The 15,808-nt window shown below is 51.0% G+C and carries 17 protein-coding genes and 1 tRNA gene; 8 read left to right on the top strand and 10 right to left on the bottom strand.

The features are described from left to right. Positions 1-341: 341 nt before the first annotated feature. Genes ACR64Q_RS04255 through ACR64Q_RS04245 form a run of 3 tightly spaced genes read right to left on the bottom strand, consistent with a single transcriptional unit; the run spans position 342 to position 4,805 of the window. Positions 342-1,766: a sigma-54-dependent transcriptional regulator gene (locus ACR64Q_RS04255; protein WP_313733689.1), complete on the bottom strand. Its 1,425-nt coding sequence runs from the start codon at positions 1,764-1,766 to the stop codon at positions 342-344. Then, positions 1,756-3,828, bottom strand: a complete 2,073-nt coding sequence (locus tag ACR64Q_RS04250) for a DAHL domain-containing protein (RefSeq protein WP_313733688.1) — start codon at positions 3,826-3,828, stop codon at positions 1,756-1,758. The genes ACR64Q_RS04255 and ACR64Q_RS04250 overlap by 11 nt, the downstream gene beginning before the upstream one ends. After that, entirely contained in the window at positions 3,825-4,805 is a 981-nt protein-coding gene (locus ACR64Q_RS04245; RefSeq protein ID WP_313733687.1) for a cytochrome-c peroxidase, read from the bottom strand. Before ACR64Q_RS04245 ends, ACR64Q_RS04250 begins: the two co-directional genes overlap by 4 nt. A 439-nt stretch (positions 4,806-5,244) precedes the next feature. Between ACR64Q_RS04245 and ACR64Q_RS04240 the strand changes: the two genes are divergently transcribed. From ACR64Q_RS04240 to ACR64Q_RS04230, 3 genes are all read left to right on the top strand, one after another. After that, a complete protein-coding gene (locus ACR64Q_RS04240; protein WP_313733686.1) occupies positions 5,245-6,087 on the top strand; it encodes a calponin homology domain-containing protein in 843 nt (280 codons plus the stop codon). A gap of 806 nt (positions 6,088-6,893) precedes the next feature. After that, the gene (locus ACR64Q_RS04235) at positions 6,894-7,166 is read left to right on the top strand and encodes a hypothetical protein (RefSeq protein WP_313733684.1); all 273 of its coding nucleotides are present in this window, start codon (positions 6,894-6,896) and stop codon (positions 7,164-7,166) included. Positions 7,167-7,191: 25 nt separating this feature from the next. Then, entirely contained in the window at positions 7,192-7,401 is a 210-nt protein-coding gene (locus tag ACR64Q_RS04230; protein ID WP_313733683.1) for a hypothetical protein, read from the top strand. Positions 7,402-7,507: 106 nt separating this feature from the next. On the opposite strand, the gene ACR64Q_RS04225 is transcribed toward ACR64Q_RS04230, so the two are convergent. Continuing rightward, a complete protein-coding gene (locus tag ACR64Q_RS04225; protein WP_313733682.1) occupies positions 7,508-7,747 on the bottom strand; it encodes a hypothetical protein in 240 nt (79 codons plus the stop codon). A gap of 921 nt (positions 7,748-8,668) precedes the next feature. Here ACR64Q_RS04225 and ACR64Q_RS04220 point away from each other — a divergent pair. The 5 genes from ACR64Q_RS04220 (at position 8,669) to ACR64Q_RS04200 (ending at position 13,060) form a co-directional block, all read left to right on the top strand. Beyond that, a complete protein-coding gene (locus tag ACR64Q_RS04220) occupies positions 8,669-10,738 on the top strand; it encodes a DNA methyltransferase (RefSeq protein ID WP_313733680.1) in 2,070 nt (689 codons plus the stop codon). Further along, positions 10,686-11,516 carry a type IIL restriction-modification enzyme MmeI gene (locus ACR64Q_RS04215; RefSeq protein WP_313733679.1) on the top strand — a complete coding sequence of 277 codons (831 nt, stop codon included), beginning with the start codon at positions 10,686-10,688 and terminating at the stop codon, positions 11,514-11,516. Before ACR64Q_RS04220 ends, ACR64Q_RS04215 begins: the two co-directional genes overlap by 53 nt. Next, positions 11,509-12,399 (top strand): hypothetical protein, encoded by an 891-nt coding sequence (locus tag ACR64Q_RS04210; RefSeq protein ID WP_313733678.1) that lies wholly within the window; start codon positions 11,509-11,511, stop codon positions 12,397-12,399. The genes ACR64Q_RS04215 and ACR64Q_RS04210 overlap by 8 nt, the downstream gene beginning before the upstream one ends. A gap of 62 nt (positions 12,400-12,461) precedes the next feature. After that, the gene (locus ACR64Q_RS04205) at positions 12,462-12,629 is read left to right on the top strand and encodes a type II toxin-antitoxin system HicA family toxin (protein WP_313733677.1); all 168 of its coding nucleotides are present in this window, start codon (positions 12,462-12,464) and stop codon (positions 12,627-12,629) included. A gap of 35 nt (positions 12,630-12,664) precedes the next feature. Continuing rightward, positions 12,665-13,060 (top strand): type II toxin-antitoxin system HicB family antitoxin, encoded by a 396-nt coding sequence (locus ACR64Q_RS04200; protein ID WP_313733676.1) that lies wholly within the window; start codon positions 12,665-12,667, stop codon positions 13,058-13,060. Positions 13,061-13,063: 3 nt separating this feature from the next. Here ACR64Q_RS04200 and ACR64Q_RS04195 read toward each other — a convergent pair whose 3' ends face one another. The 6 genes from ACR64Q_RS04195 to tpiA all read right to left on the bottom strand — a co-directional run bounded on the left by ACR64Q_RS04195 (position 13,064) and on the right by tpiA (position 15,766). Beyond that, positions 13,064-13,351, bottom strand: coding sequence for a tyrosine-type recombinase/integrase (locus tag ACR64Q_RS04195; protein ID WP_313733675.1), 288 nt, complete (start codon positions 13,349-13,351; stop codon positions 13,064-13,066). Positions 13,352-13,471: 120 nt separating this feature from the next. Further along, positions 13,472-13,948 (bottom strand): tyrosine-type recombinase/integrase, encoded by a 477-nt coding sequence (locus ACR64Q_RS04190; RefSeq protein ID WP_409521154.1) that lies wholly within the window; start codon positions 13,946-13,948, stop codon positions 13,472-13,474. Then, positions 13,876-14,310 carry an Arm DNA-binding domain-containing protein gene (locus ACR64Q_RS04185; protein ID WP_313733673.1) on the bottom strand — a complete coding sequence of 145 codons (435 nt, stop codon included), beginning with the start codon at positions 14,308-14,310 and terminating at the stop codon, positions 13,876-13,878. The genes ACR64Q_RS04190 and ACR64Q_RS04185 overlap by 73 nt, the downstream gene beginning before the upstream one ends. A 185-nt stretch (positions 14,311-14,495) precedes the next feature. Then, a tRNA-Leu gene (locus tag ACR64Q_RS04180) sits at positions 14,496-14,580 on the bottom strand. A gap of 16 nt (positions 14,581-14,596) precedes the next feature. Further along, a complete protein-coding gene (gene secG, locus ACR64Q_RS04175) occupies positions 14,597-14,998 on the bottom strand; it encodes a preprotein translocase subunit SecG (protein ID WP_256608089.1) in 402 nt (133 codons plus the stop codon). Between the two features lie 21 nt (positions 14,999-15,019). Next, positions 15,020-15,766, bottom strand: a complete 747-nt coding sequence (tpiA, locus tag ACR64Q_RS04170) for a triose-phosphate isomerase (RefSeq protein WP_313733672.1) — start codon at positions 15,764-15,766, stop codon at positions 15,020-15,022. Positions 15,767-15,808: the final 42 nt, after the last annotated feature.

Here is a 15,808-nt window from a genome sequence, read left to right as displayed (position 1 = left end):
TTATTTCGGCAGGGATTGCCGAAATCCAGATTGCATGGACAGCTCGAAGCTCGCCATCCATGGCAGAGGATGCCCGGTATCCCCGCGAGCATGACGGCGTTTTTTTGGTTTGGCTGGAACAGCTTGCCAATTAGGAAACCCAATGCCGCTAAATTAAAGCTCTTCCCACCGTTGAAAAAATACCCACTGGCCATAAACGGGAGCGGCGGGGATTTATTTAGAAAATCTCCCCTGCCCCTCTTTTTAAAGAGGGGATTGAACAACGCAAAGCTTACGAGTATTGGGGATCGAGCCAGGCAGTCTCTAAAATATCCGCCACCCCGGACACCGTCATTCTCGGTTCAGAAGCTCTCTGCGTCGCGGCGAATCAGGCGCTTGTTTAGAGCCTGCCGACTAATGCCCAGCAAACCGGCGGCAACACCCTGATTGCCTTGGGCGCGCTGTAATGCTTCGGCAATCAGCGCTTCTTCGGCTTCCTTCAAAGTCGGCAAACGCTCCGGAAACTGGCCGGTCAAAGCGGTCAGTCCGTCCATTGCCTCGCCATCTGCATTCATCGGCGCTTGGTCGGCAATGGCCTCCTTGAAGCTCTGCAAGGACAACACCGCGCCCTGACTGCGGGCCACAGCATCGAAGGCCATGCCTTCGAGTTCGCGGATATTGCCGGGGAACGCATAGTTATGCAACCACTGAAATAGCGCTGGCGGCACGCTGGGCGCGGGCTTACCCAGGCTGTCGGCGGCTTTTTCCACGAAATGCAGCGTCAGTTGCGGTAGATCTTCACGGCGTTCGCGTAGCGGCGGCAGTTGGATATGATGGGTCCGCAAGCGAAAATATAAATCCTTGCGAAAAGTGCCGAGTTCGACCTGGCGTCTGACATCGCAATGGGTAGCGACGATAATCCGCGCCCGGTTTTGCCGAGGCCGATCCGCACCTATTGGGTAAAACGAACCATCCTGCAATAGGCGCAACAGCTTGACCTGCGAAGCGATGCTGAGGTCGCCGATTTCATCGAGAAAAAGCGTACCCTCGCCGGTACTGGCGAGCAAACCGTCGCGAGCCCGTTCGGCGCCGGTGAACGAGCCCTTGGCATGGCCGAACAGCGTGTCGGAAAACAGCGTATCGTCCAAACCGGCGACGTTGACCGCCACCAAGTCGCCCGCTCGCCCGGACAGCCGATGCAAGGCCCGAGCAATCAATTCTTTGCCGGCCCCTGTTTCGCCTGTGATCAGCACCGGCTGCGGAGAGGCGGCAATGGCTTCGATGTAACGAAATATCGCAAACATGGCCGGGCTTTGGGTAACGATGTCGGCAAATCCGCCGGGTTCGTGCGGGCTGTTGGTTAACAGGCGGTCTTTCAGCGACAAAAACTCCGCGCGCAGCACCCTGGCCTCCACAGCCCGCCGCACCGCAGCCACCAGACAATTTTGCTCCACCGGTTTTAGCAAATAATCGCTGGCGCCGCTACGCATACACTGCACCGCGATTTGCAAATCGTTGGTAGCGGTCATCATGATCACCAGGATTTCCGGATACTCGGCGGCGATCTGCTCCAATAGCTCCTTGCCGGACAGATGCGGCATGGTTAGATCCAGCACTATTACGCCGATGGACCGGGTTGCCAGCAAAGGCAGCACCGCCCGGCTGTCGTCCAGTGTTAACACCTCGGCGAAACCGGCGCTACGCAATACCAGACTAGCGCTGTGCAACAATTGCGCTTCGTCGTCCACCAGCAGGATAGGCAGGTTACCGAGGTCTTTACATTGCATGATTCGCTTCCATAGCTGGCACCGGATTTAGCGGAAAAATGACCCGGGCGCAGGTGCCTTGACCCGGCGCGGATGAAAAACTTAAGCGGCCGCCCTGGGCGCGCAGCAAAGAGGCGCTGATCGCCAAACCCAGCCCGGTGCCGCCATTGGCCTGCTTCGTGGTAAAGAACGGGTCGCACAGTTGCTCGATATGCTCGGCGGCGATACCAATCCCTTCGTCGTGGACTTCCACACACACGTGCCCGCCGTTGTCCAGCAGTTTGGTGGCAACGCTAACAGACTTTTGCGGGTCCGGAAGTGCTTCCAGTGCATTGATCAGCAGATTGACCAGCACTTGCTCCACCTGCTGCGGATCACCGTGCAACAAGGGCAAAGCTTCAGCCAAATCGGTTTTGAAATGCTGCGTTTTTTGGTCTATCAAATGTTTCAATAAGCGCACTGCCCGTTCCACCACCTCATTGATAGCAAAAGACACTGAGGCCTCCGCACTTTGCGGGCGCGCATAATTTTTCAGTTCGGCGACGATGCGTTCGATACGTTTTGCGCCATCGTTAATGTCATGGATCAGCACCGCCGCACTATTACGCATTTCGCTATAAGGCAAACCGCCCAACGAAAACTCACCGCTCGCCTGATAGCGATCTTCCAGAATTTCCAGCGCATCGCTCCAAATATCGGCGAGCAAACCGGAATTAAACAAAATCAGTTGATTGGGGTTATTGATTTCGTGGGCGACGCCGGATACCAAGGTACCTAAGGCCGTCATCTTATTAGCCTGGATGAGTTGCAGTTCTTGCTGCCGGGCTACTTGTTCCAAGTGTTTACGGGCACTAATGTCGCGGATGATGGCAGTCAGATAGCGCTCGGTGCCGCGCGTCCAACTGGATAGCGACAATTCGACCGGAAACTCGCTGCTGTCCTGCCTTAAAGCTATCGAATCCAGCATCGGGCTATTGAGTCGATTTATCTCCCCTTCTTCCCGAATTTGGTCGAAAAAGTCTGGCGACGGGTTTGCCAGTAACTGCTGAAATGGCTGCCCCAACATCCGGTCGGCCTTAAACCCAAACATTTGGTGCGCGCCCTGATTCCAGGAAACGATGTTGCCTTGCATGTCCACGGAGATAATCGCTTCATGGGCTGAGTCGGTGATGGCGCGCAGCCGGGCTTCGCTTTCCCGCAACCAGGATTCCGCTTGCAAGCGTTCGTTGGTTTCTAGTTGCAAATTGGCGTGAGCCTTTCGTAACGCCAGTGTGTTCGCCCTGAGCCGTGCAAATTGATACAGCAAATACGCCAGTAGGACCACAGCGACCAAATACAGCGCCAAACGATAGGCTCCGGCTTGTTGCTCCACACTGTCGCTGTATTGGCGCAAGGCTTGTTGCAAGTCATCAACCCGGCTGACGATAGGCTGGGCAATGATCTGCCGTAATAGCGTATCCACCTTGGGCGAGACTTCTATGATCAGCCGGCCGTGGGCAATCAACAGCCGATTGTCATCTGACAGCGAAGCAAGCCCGGCCAACCGATCAAGCTCCTGCTGGATTTCGTTGGCTAATTCCGGCTGCGGGCTGTCCATGAAACTGAACATCAAGCGCCATAAATTGCCCAGCTTTGCGCTGTCAGCGGGCTTTGCTGCGGCCCGCAAGTTTTTACCGATCTCGTCGAAGGACATCACCGAATTGCGCAGCAAGGCATTGTCCGATTTGAGATACTCGATTTGCACCAAGCTATCCTGGACAGTCGCGGTGAGCTGGTCCGCGAATTTACCCATTAGTTTTTCGGCGTCAGCATTTGCCGGTTGCAATTCGGTTTGCAAACTCTGCGATAGACGCAGCAGCTCCTGACCGGCTTTGGTTAGTGAATCGTAGTTAGCGAGCAGACCGGCACGGGCCAGCAAAATATCGCGCATCAATTCGGCATCGCGCAATTCGATGATGCGCAGCGTAGTTTGCAGGCGGTTACGCCTTTCCAGTTCCGGACTGGCGCTTTGTAGCCAGAGATAGGTCAAGGCCAGCAACAGACCGGCGACGATCAGCCTGGGCTGCCAGGAAATAGCAGTCATGGATTGGTTGTGTTCTTGACGACCAAAGCCTTGCCAGCATATTCCCCGGTCAATGTCCGCAGAAATTTGACGATAGCATCGCGCTGTTTCGCCGCCAGCCGTTTACCTAATTGATGCTCGGCCATCGTATCCACCGCCGCTTCCAGATTGGCGGCACGACCATCATGAAAATATGGCGCTGTGACGGCGACATTGCGTAAACTGGGCACCCGAAACACGCCCCGATCCCGCTCGTTGCCCGTCACGCTATAACGCCCCTGATCTACCGGGCCCGGCTGGCCTTGCGGTGCGCCGAATATGCCGAACTTCTGGAATAAATTGCCGCCCAGATTGACACCCTGATGGCAGGCCACGCAACCCAGGGCATTGAATAGTCGATAACCTTCTTGCTCGTCGCTATCGAGTGCGTTTATTTCGCCGCGCAGAAAACGGTCGAAGCGCGCATTGGGCGTAATCAAACTGCGTTCGAAATTGCTCAAGGCATCGACCACATTGGCTTTGGTCAATCCGTCCGGATAGATCCGGTTAAACGCATCGACATAATCAGGCACCGCGCGCAGACGCTCGATCAACTCCGGCCATTTGGCATTCATGATTTTCGGATTGAGCATGACTTTTTCGGTATGCGCCTCCAAAGTGGTGACTACCCCATCCCAATTGAAAAAGTAGTTAAAGGAAACGTTGAACAAGCTGGGAGTATTGCGCAGCAGCGAAACACCGTCCGCCGATTCGGCGCGGACCTTACCGTCCATGCCGCCGCTGTCTAGCGGATGACAACTGGCGCAAGAGCGCTGACCTTGGTCGGACAGTTTAGGATCGCGGAATAAGCGCTGCCCCAACACCACACGCGGTGTATTTAAGTCCACCGTGAGCGGCAACGGTGCCAGCGGTTCCGGCGTTTGAGCTTGCGCGGCAACCGATAAGGCTATCCCTATACATCCCGCTAAAAAAAGCCCAGGATTACTTTTCTGCGTCATTTTTACTGATGTCAATGCTTGATTTATCAATCCGATCTTCATTCTATCCTCGATTGAAATAGCGGTAAGCCTAAATTTCGCACTGGCTCAACTGCCTTTTGCGCCGCGAGTCCGCCATATTTAAGGCCCGGGCAATAGCTATGCTAATCCTCTCCAAAGCCACCCAGCGACAAAAGTTGCTGAATAATCGGTTCGGTCAACCGCCCTCCGTCGCTAAACGCCTCGCATCGCACCGCTTTCAAGCACTTTAGCTGCAACTTTCGTCGCACCCCTTCGCCAGCACAATCATGCGAGAAAAAACACTAACACACTGATTTTAAAAAATTATTTATAAAAAACATTCCTGGCACGCTACTCGCATTGTTAGAGACAGAAGCTGCCAGCAGTTTCTTTACCCGAGACCAGTTCTCCGCACTTTAACCAATTTAGGAGTATCCCCATGCAAACCAAATTAATCCCCATTCTGGCCATTTCCACACTATTTGCCGCCAACGCCGACGCCGCAGCCTTCTCGTTTAGCACCGGCAATTCGGATTACAGAATCGCCACAGGTGCGCAAGCCAGCGGCGGTAGCAAAGAAATAGAATCAGCGGACGATTTCGTGTTGACGCAACACACCCAGCTAAACCAAGCCACCTTCACCGGTTTACTGGCCAACGGCGCCACGCTCGGCGACATCGCCAACGTCAATGTAGAAATCTACCGGGTGTTCGGAAAAGATTCGGTCAATCCGCCATCCGGCCGCGTCCCGACCCGTGTCAACTCACCTTCAGATGTGGCTTTTTTGGGCCGTGACTCGGCCAGCAACTCGCTGAGTTATAGCATCACTTTACTCAATGGTAACGTCTCGGCCGCCAACTCGGTAATAAACGGCATCCATCCGTTGCCCGATCAAACCACCGGCGGCGAAGGTGCGGTTTCCGGGCAGGAAGTCAGATTCGAAATTAATTTTAACGACGCCATCTCACTGGCGGCCGACCATTACTTTTTCGTCCCGCAGGTGGAATTGAAAAACGGTAATTTTCTCTGGTTATCTGCCGCCAAACCGATAGTCGGTGGCACTGGCCCGTTCACCCCTGATCTGCAATCCTGGATACGCGATGAAAATCTGGACCCGGACTGGCTGAGAATCGGCACCGACATCGTCGGTGGCACCACCTTCAACCAAGCCTTCTCGGTATCCGGCGTTTCCGCGGTACCGCTGCCCGGCGCGACCTGGCTGTTCCTGAGCGGCATGCTGGGGGTAATGGGTTTGGGTAAACGTCGAAAAGCCGCCGCGTAAATCATCCTGCGCTCCCTTCCTTCCTACCTGCCATGCCGTTGGCGATCATCTTGCTGGCGGCATGGTTTTTTTGCCTAGAAAGCTACTCAGCGATGCCAAGAAGACGTTTATTTATTTGCTTGCCACAACGTAAAAAAGCCGGCACTTGGCCGGCTTTCTGATCAGAACCTCTTACTTTACGAAGAAGCCGATCTCAGCGGGTGGTAACGGTTGGGGATTAAGGCTTACCATATTAAGCCTGCTAACCGCGCTATTGAACAGGTCGGGCAGAGGGCCGGGTTTTGGTCCTTTCCAAAAACCGGGGTAAGTAGTTCCGCACCAACTGCCGGATACGTTTTGCAGTTCTTCAGCATTCAGAACTCTGAAACTTTGATTTAATTGAGCGTTCATTTGACTGGCTCCTTTGAAATATCGAAAAATTACCACCTGTAAAAAGGTGGCTCCAAACCGCAAGCCGAACCGATCATCCTTGAAACCGATCACGAAGGCAGGACGATGCAGCTGGCTATTGCTCGTGACCGGAAAGGTCCATTTTCTGCCCAGAGCCAGAAAGTAAGGCCTATTTCTATCCGACCGGCAACGAACGTCTATCAGTCCTGTCATCAATCCCTGTGATGTCGGCATAGTCACTGTACGACTGCCGCACCCTTAAATCTGTGGAAAAATACCTGCTGCCGCCGGCAATAGTCCCTAGCGTCCCAATTACCCTGCTCTGACCATAATTTCGAAAGCTTTCGGTTCATCGAGTAACATTGATACAGTCGCCCTGAAGCGGTGCTGGCCCCTAAAACACACAGGAGAAAAATATGCAGCAGTTTATTTTCGGTTTATTGATAAGCATTGCAGCAGCCACCGCCAACGCCCTGCCGCCACCGGAGGCGAGATCGTTGCCACTGGAAGAGATAAGCCTGGAGCACATCAATATTCAAGGCCAGATCCAAACCTGGCGTTTACATAAGGTATGTATCGACGGCCAAGCCTATCTGCTAATCACCGGCGCCACTGGTCCGGGCGGCATCTCGGCGGCGTATAAGGACGGCAAACCGGAACAATGTCAGATAAACGCCGCCGGAAAATAACGCCTAATTATAAAAACCCTTCAGCATGTCAAAAATCGTCATCTCGAGGGTTTGCCGAGATCCAGAAGCCAAGGATGGCAAGCGTCGAACACCTCCATGTGATCTGGATCCGGTAATCCCTGCCGGAACGACGTTGTCGCTGAAGCAGCTTTATAGCCCGGAAATAACTGCTTATCGAGGCCAAAAAAAAGATGTTATGAAAAAAAGCGGCGGCGACTGCTGGGTAGAGATTTAATGGCTTTTGGCAAGGATCCATCTATTACCCTTGCCCACCCACAGCCCTTACTTGGCTATAAACCGCGCGCAGCAGATACCCTGATGCAATGCTACGAAACGCCTCGTCATTCATCAGCCGGACAAAAAATATCTTCGTTACCGTCCATGCGTTCAACAAACAAGTTTTCTAGTTGCTTATTAAACACCGGTGCAAAATTCTCCAGAGTGTTGGCCATCACCGCCTGCCGCAATTGCTCATTGGCGACGGCTGTTTCTCTAACTTGATCAAAAAACAGTTGGTCGGCAGGCGTAAATTCAGTACCAAAGCGTTCATTCAGTTTGTCCACCAAAGTCGATAACTCCACGTCTTCATCCGGTTGGCCGGTGCCAACAGCTGTTGGATGTTGCTGACATTGGATGCACCTCGTTGTGCTAGTTGAGACGTCCGTAGTCTGCGTTGGATTTTCGGGCCGATTTACGCCGTTTTCCTGTTTTGAATCACTCAAAGTCGGCAAGCTGTAAGCCATTGATATTTAATAAATAGATTTTTAGTGTACGCTCGATAAATTTACATAAACCCAGTAAATTCGCATAAAGCGAGCTAAGATGGTTTTTGGCCTTTTTTAACGATTTGGTGAATTCGTTGACGAGTTAATTTGGTGCCATCCTCGAGTTTGCGAAAAGCCGTTTCCTGCTTTTTTAGATTGGGACCGCCGCATTGATCAATGAGAAAAGCGATAGACTTTAGAATTTCTGCCTTTTCCATAGAGCCGCTGGAAAGATAAAGGTAAGCCCGACAAATCTCTTTGTCGCGCTGCTCGGTTTTGGCGCGTCGATTCTTTGCAGCTATGCGCGCTGCATTTTGGGCGCGTTCGATTCGGCCTTTTGCGTCGAGTGTCATATATTATTGAGAAGTCGGTTCTAGCGGTGAAAGCAATGGGCTCATCTTGTTGATGTTAGTGCAAGCCGGTTAAACTAGGATTTTGCCGCTTTACTTTGGTTGTCGTCGGATAAGCCGCTAAATATTACCAACATGCGCTACGCAGCAAGATTGATGCTTAATCAGGGACTACCAACTCACCTACAAAATGGATTTTCCGCTATGAACCAACAAGAAGTCTTTAAAGTTCCTATCTGGCTGGCCTGGCTCAATCATACGGCGGTCAAATTCCAGCGCCGTCGCCCAGATCATTTGCTATTGCTATGAGAATGCAGCGAACGGCATCAGTCCGAACTGCACAGCAATTAGACTGGCTGATTTACCCTTCTCACCCAAAACAATAAACATGACCGCAACCCTCAACATCAACACTATTCGCTCGCGCGCCGCTTCTTTTGCCAAGGACTTTGCCGGCGAAACCTACGAATCCGGTTTTGATCAAAAATTCGTCAATCGCCTGTGCTGGGTGTTTGGTATCTCCGACTATCGACTAGTGGATTTTCAGACGAGAGTGCAGAAAAAGGGTGGTAGAACCGGCCGTATCGATGCCTTCTTGCCGGGGAAATTGCTAGTGGAAATGAAGTCTGGCAACCAAAACTTGGATAAAGCCTATGTGCAAGCCAGCCAATATGTTCAGGCCATAAAAAACGACGATGAGTTGCCCCGCTATGTGTTGGTCAGCGATTTCGCCAACCTACATCTGTACGACCTGCAAACCAAAGCACCTCGGCTTGAAATAAAGCTGGCGGACTTTCCGCAACACATTGAGCCATTCCTGTTTCTGGCAGATTACGAAGCCATTGCCGTTCAGGAGGAGCTGGCCGCCAATGAGAAAGCCGCCGACAAAATGGCTGGCTTACACGATGCCATCAAAGCCACCGGTTACGAGGGCAAGGATCTGGAGACCTATCTGGTCAGGTTGCTGTTCTGTCTATTTGCCGACGATACCGGTTTATTTGGTGAAAACGGTCGTTTTCTAAATGTATTGATCAACCATGCCAAAATTGACGGTTCCGATTTGCATGGCGCTTTGTCCGGGTTGTTTGACACGCTCAACAAGGCCGAAGATAAGCGACCCAAAAATCTACCGGAACATCTGGCTAGCTTCCCCTACATCAACGGTGCCTTGTTTCAAGACAGTTTGGCGCAATGCTACTTCGACGAAGCCGCACGGAAAACCCTGATCGAATGCGCCCAACTGGATTGGAGCAAAATCAGCCCGGCTATTTTCGGCTCATTGTTTCAAGCCGTCATGCACTTTGATGACGAAGCCGGCAAAGCTAAAACCAAAAAGCGCCGCGAATTCGGCGCTCACTACACCAGCGAAGCCAATATCCTCAAGGTGATACGCCCGCTATTTTTGGACGATCTGCAAGTCGAATTCCAAAAATGCCGCAAGGACAAAAAGAAGCTGGCTGCCTTTCAACAAAAGCTCGCCAGCCTCAACTTCTTTGATCCGGCCTGCGGCTGCGGTAATTTTTTGGTGATCGCCTACCGTGAGTTACGCTTGCTGGAAATGGAAGTCATCGAAGCGCTATGGGGCAAAAAGCTCAGTGGCCATCTTGATGTCGACACCCTGATTCTTTGCAACGTCAACCAATTCCACGGCATCGAAATCGATCCGTCCGCCGCGCAAATCGCCACCGTCGCGTTGTGGTTGACCGACCATCAAATGAACCTCAGGGTACAACAATTCGGCAACTATTACAGCCGGATTCCGTTGGTCAAAAAGGCTAATATCGTTTGCGGCAACGCCCTGCAAATCGATTGGAACAAGGTGCTACCGGCGGAACAATGCAGTTTCGTGATGGGAAATCCGCCGTTTTTAGGAAAAAAAGAACAATCTCCAGCGCAAAAAGCAGACCTTGAACCTTTGTTGAAAACGATCAAAGGCTCTGGTGTACTTGATTATGTCACTGGATGGGATGTAAAGGCCGCTGTCTATATCCAAGAAAACAAGAGAATACCCGTAGCATTTGTTTCTACCAATAGTATCTGCCAAGGCGAGCAAGCTGGGGTACTGTGGCCTTTTATGCTGTCGCAAGGCTTAAAAATTCATTTTGCCCACCGTACATTCCGCTGGAGTAATGAAGGTAAAGGCGTAGCTGCGGTTCATTGCGTTATCGTCGGTTTTGGTTTGGAGAAACTCAATCAGTGCTATCTATATGACTATGGTGATGATATTTCGGGTGAACCCAAAGTAATTGCAGCAAAAAACATCAATCCGTACTTGGTCGATGCATCGGATATTTGGGTTGAAAAACGAACTAAACCAATTTGCAAAGTTGCAGAAATCAACAAAGGTAGTGAGGCTACCGACTTTGGTTTTCTAGTTTTATCGCCAAAGAAAAAAAAGGGAGTTATTGGTAAAAAAACCTCAAGCAGAAAAATGGGTAAGGCGCTTTGTGGGAGGTGATGAATTGATTAACAACCTGGAGCGCTATTGTCTTTGGTTAGTCGGCATAGCTCCGAATGAATTGAAAACCTTACCGGAAATCGCTCAACGTGTTGAGCAAGTTCGTAAAACGCGCTTGGAAAGTGGAAAAGCCAGAACACGTGAATGGGCGCAGTATCCAACTTTATTTAGTGAAAACAGAAAACCTAATACCGATTATTTAGCAATTCCAAAAGTTTCATCTGAGCGCCGAAAATACCTGCCAATTAGTTTTGTTGAGAAACATTGGATAGCTAGTGGAAGTTTGTTAGTTGTGCCGAATGCCACACTATATGAATTTGCCATTTTGCACTCTAATATGCACAACGCCTGGATGCGAACGGTTTGCGGGCGAATGAAAAGCGATTATCAATACTCTGCTGGGATTGTTTACAACAATTTCCCGTGGCCGGAAAATATTACCGAAAAACAATATCAAGTTATTCAGGTCGCCGGCCAATCCGTCTTGGAGGCGCGGAAGAATCACAAAACAGCAACACTTGCCGATCTTTACGATCCCGTCACGATGCCTCCCGACCTGGCAAAGGCTCATGCACAACTCGACAAAGCCGTCGATGCCGCCTACAGCTACAAAGGCAAAAAAGACGACGCAGAACGGGTAGCGTTTTTGTTTGGCCTATATCAGGCACTGACAGCAAAAACAGACAGGGTCGCTAGCGGCGACGCAGCGGACTCAACGGATATTCACGCCGAAGCAACGCCCAAACCTAAAGCTGCCCGGAAACCAAAAAGTGCCTAATCACCTCTGCCACGCAGACGACTGGCTCTACTTCGTGGAAAGCCAAGTCAATAAATCGTTACCCGAACGCTTGGAGCTTTTGCCGGGTCTTCGGGCTCGTTTCGGCAATCTATTACGCGATGAAATCGTTTCCGTGATGCTGGAGTTTGACGAACGACAGTATGTCGTTGCAATTGCCGCCATTGGGGATTCCGTCATTAACAGGCCAATCGACCATTACATACCCGCTCAATTGCTGAACCGTCCCGATCCGTTTGAATGGCAAAGCTTGTTACCGGTTGCCCATGAATGGGTAATCGCGCTGGATGGCGTTGATGCGGCCCACGAGTTTGGGTTGTTTACCCGGCATGCGCTGGCGCTTATCGAGCGGGTTAGTAGCAATTTAGAAGAGTCGGCGTATGAATACACACAAAAATCCGGGCAGTTTTATGTGTCCTTGGCCCAAGACATGGGAATGGAATTTGCCCCCGCCATCCGGAAAAAAATCGAGGCGACAGTTCGCGCGCAATACAAGGCCAACCCGGCTAATGATATGGCGGGTGAATATCCGGAGAATGAATGGCAGGAGTTGGGAGCCATGCTGTATGACGGCTCACATGTATTATTGGAAGCGGGATTAGAGCAACTGCGGAGTGCGGTTTACAGCAAGATTAAGGCATTATCCAATGCTGAAAAACTCACGTTATGGTTTGGGCTTTGTGAAAACCAGGAAGAGCGCCTTGGTGGCCGCACATTGGCGGACGATTTCAATGTTCTGCACGATACCGATACGTTTGATCCGTTTCTTGAGTCGATATGCGATGACTTGCAGTCCGCCATGCAATCAGACTGGGAAAAGCGGCTCCGTGAAATCGAAGCTAGTGACTTAGAAATCGATGAATAGTCATTCATTACATCCTAAGAAGATTCAAATACCAAAGGGAGCGCCTACTTGTCAGCCACCCCATGGTGGTTATAATACACACCATGAATAGCAGACAACTAATCAAGCTTCTCGAAGATGATGGGTGGACGCTGCGTAGCGTTAAAGGCAGTCATCATGTCTTTGTTCACCCCGTTAAGCCGGGGCATTTGACTGTGCCGCATCCAAAGAGCGATTTAGGCAAAGGGTAGGTAAGCAAGCTGTTAAAACAAGCGGGGTTGAAGGTATGAGATTTTTTGTTGCGATAGAGCCTGGTGATGAGGATCATGCTTTTGGCGTAGTGGTGCCCGATTTGCCGGGTTGCTTTTCGGCAGGCGACACCCTGGACGAGGCATTCGAAAACGCAAAAGAAGCCATTGATCTATGGTGCGAAACAGTTATCGAAGATGGTGCAATGATTCCACCCGGCAAAACGCTAGCGGAACACCAAGCAGACCCAGAATTTGCCGGTTGGGTGTGGTCTATCGTAGAGGTACCGGTAGAACGGTATTTAGGCCCCGCCGAGAAGGTCAATATTACATTGCCAAAGCTGTTGCTGACTCGTATTGACGAATACGCCAAAGCTCACGGCGCTACCCGTTCCGGGTTCTTGGCTCAAGCCGCGCGGCAGGCGATGCGCTAAACCTTATCCTTGCTTTCGGAACGGTATCACTTGGGCCCCGGCCTTCAAGCTATCGAGGTAATCAGCCCAGCTCTGCATCATCCGCCGCCGTTCTTCGAGGTATTGCGCTCGATTATAGGCAGCCCTTACCTGGTCACGTGGAGCGTGAGCCAATTGTCGTTCAATAGCATCCGGTGACCAACCTTGTTCATTTAGCAGGGTTGATGCCGTGGTTCTGAAGCCGTGTGCTGTCATTACGTCTGAATCATAACCTAATGATTTCAGTGCCGTTCTGATAGTGTTATCCGACATTGGCCGTCCATCGCCCCGGCTGACGGAAAGACATACTGCCCACCACCTGTGAGCGTTTGGACGGCTTCCAGTATGGCAATAGCTTGCGTTGATAACGGCTCGATATGATGACAGTCTGTTTTAGACGGGCCGCCATTCCCGGGCCACTAAATCAACATCAGACCAAAGCATTTGCCGGATTTCGCCGGGACGTTGAAACAACAGCGGCGACAGCCTGAATGCCGATTGCACTACAAAGGTGCCCTGATAGTTGCTTATATCCCTGAGCAATTGCGCTACAAGTTTTGGGTCGATAATTGCAGCGCGGTGTTTAACCTTTTGCGCCGGTATCTGTTTGGCGACAGGTTGCGCTGGGTCGTATTCAGTAAAGTTATGGACAATGGCATAGGCAAATATTGAACCGATTTCAGCGTGGAGCCGGTTGGCCGTTTCAAGCTGCTGTTTATCAATCATCGGCTTTAGCACTGCCAATATTTCAGACAATTTGACTTCCTTGATTGGCTTATCCCCTAGCAATGGCAAAGCTAAGCGTTCAATCCTGCTGGTTTTTTTGGTGTGGGTTTTTCGCTGGTAAGGTGGGCGATAGAAGCCAGCCATTGCCGGGTAATATCCGCAACGCTATTCAATATCGGCAAACCTTCACTAACGCGTTCCTCATTAGCCTTGGCAAGTTGCTTGGCTGCTTTCGCTTCTTTTCTGATTTCGCCGGGGTCTACGCTATTAGCTATTTGTTCGCGCGCTTCTTCGGCCTTGCGTCTGGCATTCTCAAGGGTTGTATCAGGATAAGCCCCGAAAGCTATTTTTCTCCGCTTGCCATCGAAGGAGTAAACAAAACGCCAAAGCTTAGTCCCTGTTGCTCCAACGAATAGGAACAATCCGCCACCGTCGTTGATGGTGTAATCCTTGTCTTTTGGCTTAGCCGACCTGTAGACCGTGTCTTTATTGAGATTAACCGCCATTTTGTTACCTTCGCCCCTTCAAATTGTTACCTTTTTTCAGGAATTATAGGCTCGGTAACAAAAAAGGCACCACTTTTAGGTGTATGTCCCTGTATCTAGCTGCATGTCGCTGGACAATAAAAAACCCGCTAAGCCAGATAACTTGCGGGCTTTTGCACTTCTTTGCACTTCCGTGCATTCTCAAATGGTACCGACGGGCGGACTTGAACCGCCACGACTTGCGTCACCACCCCCTCAAGATGGCGTGTCTACCAATTTCACCACGTCGGCTTAATTTGTTGCTAACTTACTTTGCCGCTGGTTTTTCTACTTCTTTGATAGCCGGCGCGTCAGGTAAGGTAAGGTCCTGAATTGGCAAGCTGCCGTCTGCGGGCATGCCTTGTGTTAGCGGCACATCAGACTTAACCGGTTCAGCAGCAGGTGTCGAATCCAATATGACGTCGGTTTTTTTGCCTTGATAGCCGCTTAATACTGCCAAGCCCAAGCTGGTAATAAAAAACAAGGTGGCGAAAATAGCAGTGGTCCTGGATAAAAATGAGGCAGAACCTTGAGCACCGAATACTGAACCGGATGCGCCACCGCCGAAAGTCGCACCGGCATCGGCGCCTTTTCCTTGTTGCATCAGGACCAAGCCCACGATGCCTATACCCAGGAAGATATGAATAATTATTATAATTTGGTACAACATAAAGACCTTAATCGGATGAAACTAAACCGAATGGCAAATTTGCAGGAAGCCTTTTGCATCCAGCGATGCGCCACCCACCAAACCACCATCAATGTCGGGCATAGCAAACAAGCCTTTTGCGTTATCTGGCTTGACGCTACCGCCGTATAAAATTTGTACTTTTTCCGCGATTACCGGATTTCTATCGGCAATCCGTTGACGAATGTACTTGTGTACTTCTTGCGCTTGCTCATCGGTCGCCACTTTACCGGTGCCGATAGCCCAAACGGGTTCGTAGGCGATCACAGCGATTTCGAATGCTTCGATGCCTGCGGCGGCGATCACGGCATCCAATTGCTCGTCAACCACTTGGAAGGTTCTGTCTTGTTCGCGCTCTTCCAGCGTTTCACCAACACACAGCACAGGCACTACACCTTTGCTTAGGGCTTGGCAAAAACGTTTGGCGACTGATTCATTGGTATCGCCGTAGTAGCTGCGACGCTCGGAGTGACCAACTAATGCATATTTGCAGCCGACTTCGCTCAGCATTGCCGCTGATACTTCGCCGGTATAAGCACCGGACGCTTGGTCTGCAACATTCTGCGCGCCAAGTGCTATAGGGGATGCAGCCAAGACGCTACGAATATCTGACAAATAGACGAATGGAACGCAAACCGCGACTTCTTGCTGAACATTACCAAGACCATCAGCTAAAGCTTGAGCAAGTTTTTGCCCATCTTCCCGAGAGCCGTTCATTTTCCAGTTACCCATAATCAAAGACCGACGCATTACATCCTCCGAGCTAAATAAGACCGCATATAATATCGAGTT

The organism is Methylomonas sp. 2F7, from assembly GCF_057126975.1.
This window is presented reverse-complemented; position numbering and strand designations above follow the sequence as displayed.

What these genes read in the sequence shown, in the direction of transcription:
- ACR64Q_RS04255 (WP_313733689.1), bottom strand. Translation starts at nt 1,766, where the DNA reads ATGCAATGTAAAGACCTCGGTAACCTGCCTATCCTGCTGGTGGACGAC.
- ACR64Q_RS04250 (WP_313733688.1), bottom strand. Translation starts at nt 3,828, where the DNA reads ATGACTGCTATTTCCTGGCAGCCCAGGCTGATCGTCGCCGGTCTGTTG.
- ACR64Q_RS04245 (WP_313733687.1), bottom strand. Translation starts at nt 4,805, where the DNA reads ATGACGCAGAAAAGTAATCCTGGGCTTTTTTTAGCGGGATGTATAGGG.
- ACR64Q_RS04240 (WP_313733686.1), top strand. Translation starts at nt 5,245, where the DNA reads ATGCAAACCAAATTAATCCCCATTCTGGCCATTTCCACACTATTTGCC.
- ACR64Q_RS04235 (WP_313733684.1), top strand. Translation starts at nt 6,894, where the DNA reads ATGCAGCAGTTTATTTTCGGTTTATTGATAAGCATTGCAGCAGCCACC.
- ACR64Q_RS04230 (WP_313733683.1), top strand. Translation starts at nt 7,192, where the DNA reads ATGTCAAAAATCGTCATCTCGAGGGTTTGCCGAGATCCAGAAGCCAAG.
- ACR64Q_RS04220 (WP_313733680.1), top strand. Translation starts at nt 8,669, where the DNA reads ATGACCGCAACCCTCAACATCAACACTATTCGCTCGCGCGCCGCTTCT.
- ACR64Q_RS04205 (WP_313733677.1), top strand. Translation starts at nt 12,462, where the DNA reads ATGGTGGTTATAATACACACCATGAATAGCAGACAACTAATCAAGCTT.
- ACR64Q_RS04200 (WP_313733676.1), top strand. Translation starts at nt 12,665, where the DNA reads ATGAGATTTTTTGTTGCGATAGAGCCTGGTGATGAGGATCATGCTTTT.
- ACR64Q_RS04195 (WP_313733675.1), bottom strand. Translation starts at nt 13,351, where the DNA reads ATGTCGGATAACACTATCAGAACGGCACTGAAATCATTAGGTTATGAT.
- ACR64Q_RS04190 (WP_409521154.1), bottom strand. Translation starts at nt 13,948, where the DNA reads ATGGCTGGCTTCTATCGCCCACCTTACCAGCGAAAAACCCACACCAAA.
- ACR64Q_RS04185 (WP_313733673.1), bottom strand. Translation starts at nt 14,310, where the DNA reads ATGGCGGTTAATCTCAATAAAGACACGGTCTACAGGTCGGCTAAGCCA.
- secG (WP_256608089.1), bottom strand. Translation starts at nt 14,998, where the DNA reads ATGTTGTACCAAATTATAATAATTATTCATATCTTCCTGGGTATAGGC.
- tpiA (WP_313733672.1), bottom strand. Translation starts at nt 15,766, where the DNA reads ATGCGTCGGTCTTTGATTATGGGTAACTGGAAAATGAACGGCTCTCGG.